A 3,325-nucleotide genomic window follows, 5' to 3' on the forward strand; every position below is an offset into this window, starting at 1 on the left:
CTTCGTTCCTGTTTCCAGGCCCTCCGGGCGCTTCCTTCGTTTCCGACTCTATCAGATCTTTCCGATCCGATTTCCTCGGTGCTTTCCGGTCCCTTCCGCTTTCGCTCCGGGCCCTTCCGGCGGTTTCGACTTTATCAGATTCATTTTGGCCGACCTAATCGGTGGCTTTCATGATTCGAATAAGAATCGGGGTGACTCCGTGGAATCGGAATCCCTACCGGAGTGAGTGAGACTCTACCCGGTCGCTGCCGAACTGTCCAGTTCTAGGCAACCGTTTGAATCTACCTCCCCACGAGCCCCGTGTCAACGGGTTTCGCGAGCACCGGAGGAGACTAGCAGCTCAGGAGGGGCGGACGCACATCAGGCGGCGGTGGGGAGCGTGGCGCTGCGGTCGGGCTCCTCCAGATCGCCGGTGTCGCCGGCCCGGGCTGCGCGGCCGCCGAGCACGTAGACGTACAAGAGGAAGCCCAGCTCAGCGCCGATGCCGATGGCGATGCGGGCCCAGGTGGGGAGGCCCGAGGGGGTGACGAAGCCTTCGATCAGGCCCGAGACGAAGAGGACCAGGGCCAGGCCGATCGCCATGCCGACGGCCGCGCGGCCCTGTTCCGCCAGGGCGGCGCGGCGGGTCCTGGGCCCGGGGTCGACGACGGTCCAGCCGAGGCGGAGGCCCGTACCCGCGGCCACGAAGACGGCGGTCAGTTCGAGCAGGCCGTGGGGAAGGATCAGGCCCAGGAAGACGTCGAGGCGGCCTGCGGCGGACATCAGGCCGACGCCGACGCCGACGTTCAGCATGTTCATGAACAGGATCCAGAGCACCGGGATGCCCAGGAACGCGCCCAGGACCAGGCACATGGCCGCGGCCTGGGCGTTGTTCGTCCAGACCTGGGCGGCGAAGGAGGCCGCCGGGTGGCTCGAGTAGTACGTCTCGTACTGGCCGCCGGGGCGGGTCATCTCGCGGAGGTCGGCTGAAGCGCCGATCGCGGCCTGGACGTCCGGGTACGTACCGATCCACCAGCCGATGAGGGCCGCGAGCAGCGTGGAGAGGACGGCCGTCGGGATCCACCAGTGGCGGGAGCGGTAGACCGCGGCGGGGAAGCCCGCCGTGAGGAAGCCGACCGCGTCGCGCCAGGAGGAACGGCGGGTGCCGGTGACGGCGGCGCGGGCTCGGGCCACGAGCTGGGTGAGCCGGGCCGTGAGCATGGGGTCCGGGGTGCTCGACTGGACGATCGAGAGGTGGGTGGCCGTGCGCTGGTAGAGCGCGACGAGTTCGTCGGCCTCGGCGCCGGTGAGCTTGCCGCCCCGGCGCAGGAGGTGGTCGAGGCGTTCCCACTCGGCGCGGTGGGCGGTCACGTAGACGTCGAGGTCCATGATCGGCTGCTGCTCCAGGCACTGGCTGCGGACGGGTCCGTACTACTGCGGCGCGCTGCGGGCCAGCTTGGCAGACTGGCGTTCGGAGGGGTCGGGAAGGTCGGAGAAGGGTGGGTGCCGTGAGTGATCTGGTGACGGGCGATGCGGTCGTCCTGGGGTTGCAGCCCGCGCGGCTGCCGAGTCGGGCGCTCGCGGTGCTCATCGACCTGGTCGTGGTGTGGGCCGCGTACCTGCTGATCACGCTCGGGCTCGCGGTCGCCACGGCGTCACTCGACGAGGCGGCGATGATGGCGGTGTCGGTCGCGTCCTTCCTGCTGGTACTCGTGGGGGCGCCGATCGCTGTGGAGACGCTGACGCACGGGCGGTCGCTCGGGAAGCTGGCCGTCGGGCTGCGGGTGGTCCGGGACGACGGCGGGCCGATCCGGTTCCGGCACGCGCTGGTGCGGGGCGCGATGGGGGTCGTGGAGATCCTGATGACCTTCGGGGTCGTCGCCTGTATCGCCTCGCTGGTGTCCGAGCGGGGGCGGCGGCTCGGGGACGTCTTCGCGGGGACGCTGGTGGTGCGGGAGCGGGTACCCACCGCGCGCGTGGCGGCCGTGCCTCCGCCGCCGCCGTGGCTCGTGGGGCGTTTCGCCGGGGTCGATCTCTCGGCGGTGCCGGAGACGCTGTGGCTGGAGATACGTCAGTACCTGACGCGGTCGCGCGAGCTGGACCCGGCCGTGGGGCGGCGGCTCGCGGAGCGGCTCGCGGACGAGCTGGTGTCGCGGACCGGTACGCCTCCGCCGGCGGGGGTGCCGGCCGAGGCCTATCTGGCGGGGGTGGTGGCCGAGCGGCAGGCGCGGGACGCGCGGCGGGCGTTCGCCTCGGCGGCGGCAGGGTTGCCGGGCGTGGTGCCGGGCTCTGTGCCGCCCCCGGTTGTCGCTCCGGTTGTCGCTTCCCCTGTGGCTTCTCCCTCTGTTCCCTCTGTGGCTTCTCCCCCGGTGGTCGCGTCGCCGGGTGTCGACCCGGGCGTTGAGTCCGGGGTACGGCCTACCGGCTTCGCGCCGCCTGCCTGAGGGACGCCTGCCTGGGGGACGGCTGCCCGCGGGGGTGGGTCAGGGGAAGACCGAGGGTGGGGTCTCGAGGGCTTCGAGTTCGATGCCGGGGGCCGCGAGGACCACGTCGCCGGCGATGTGGACCGTGTGGCGTTCGCCCGTGTCCAGGGCGCTGACCTGGTACTCGTCCACCATCAGGGGGCCGTTGTCAGTGGGGTGCGCTTCACTTCTCAGCAGGGCCCAGGACTGGTCGACCGTGAGGGGGGCGAGCACCGGGTCCGTGAAGGCGACGAGCCTGACACGGGTCTCGGGGGAATCGGGGGTGAGACGCAGGAGTCGCGTGAGGGCGACGAGGAACGCCGGGGACGTGCCGGTGAAGGCGTGGGCGCGCACATTGCCTTCGGTGGCGTGGGTTCCGGTGGGGTCCGTACGGACCCAGGTGACGCCGTCGAGGGCCGCGCCGCGGACCTGCCAGCCGGCGGCGTGCAGTTCGAGGCGGATGGGGCGGCCGAGTTCGTCGACGGCCAGGTCGACGGAGCCCCGGTGGTCGCCGTCGGGGGTGGTGATCTGCGAGACGTAGCGCCAGCCGGAGGGGCCGGGCGCGCAGTGGAAGTGTTCTTCACCGAGGGGGGTGTGATCGTGCGGGTCATGGAGCGAATAACGGCCGCGGGGCATGGGTCGGTCCTCGGGAGGGGTGCTTCCTGGAAGCGGTAGCGGGGGCGGGACGGGGCAGGCCCCCCGGCACGGGGGTGCGGGGGGCCTGCCTGAGTCCTCTACGGGTGTCCGGGACGGCGCCGCGTCAGTGCGCGGGCGCCGCCGGCCGGGGCATCAGTAGCGGTAGTGGTCCGGCTTGAAGGGGCCCTCGACCTCGACGCCGATGTAGGCGGCCTGCTCCGGGCGGAGGGTCGTCAGCTTGACGCCGA

Annotated in this window: 4 protein-coding genes; 1 reads left to right on the forward strand and 3 read right to left on the reverse strand. The window is 71.6% G+C overall.

The window, feature by feature from the left end; genetic code table 11:
• Positions 1 to 360 precede the first annotated feature (360 nt).
• Positions 361 to 1,368 (reverse strand): stage II sporulation protein M, encoded by a 1,008-nt coding sequence (locus tag ACFYX3_RS41965; RefSeq protein ID WP_389025410.1) that lies wholly within the window; start codon positions 1,366 to 1,368, stop codon positions 361 to 363.
• 119 nt (positions 1,369 to 1,487) lie between these two features.
• Between ACFYX3_RS41965 and ACFYX3_RS41970 the strand changes: the two genes are divergently transcribed.
• Positions 1,488 to 2,423 (forward strand): RDD family protein, encoded by a 936-nt coding sequence (locus ACFYX3_RS41970; RefSeq protein ID WP_389025412.1) that lies wholly within the window; start codon positions 1,488 to 1,490, stop codon positions 2,421 to 2,423.
• A gap of 39 nt (positions 2,424 to 2,462) precedes the next feature.
• Here the strand turns inward: ACFYX3_RS41970 and ACFYX3_RS41975 are convergent, their stop codons facing one another.
• Positions 2,463 to 3,077, reverse strand: a complete 615-nt coding sequence (locus ACFYX3_RS41975) for a hypothetical protein (protein ID WP_116160675.1) — start codon at positions 3,075 to 3,077, stop codon at positions 2,463 to 2,465.
• A 153-nt stretch (positions 3,078 to 3,230) separates the two neighbouring features.
• The coding region (locus ACFYX3_RS41980; protein WP_359520300.1) for an adenosylhomocysteinase at positions 3,231 to 3,325 on the reverse strand (95 nt) is incomplete at its 5' end.

It is taken from the genome of Streptomyces sp. NPDC002463, from assembly GCF_042889835.1.
Taxonomy (GTDB): Bacteria; Actinomycetota; Actinomycetes; order Streptomycetales; family Streptomycetaceae; genus Streptomyces; species Streptomyces nymphaeiformis.

What these genes read in the sequence shown, in the direction of transcription:
- ACFYX3_RS41965 (WP_389025410.1), bottom strand. Translation starts at nt 1,368, where the DNA reads ATGGACCTCGACGTCTACGTGACCGCCCACCGCGCCGAGTGGGAACGC.
- ACFYX3_RS41975 (WP_116160675.1), bottom strand. Translation starts at nt 3,077, where the DNA reads ATGCCCCGCGGCCGTTATTCGCTCCATGACCCGCACGATCACACCCCC.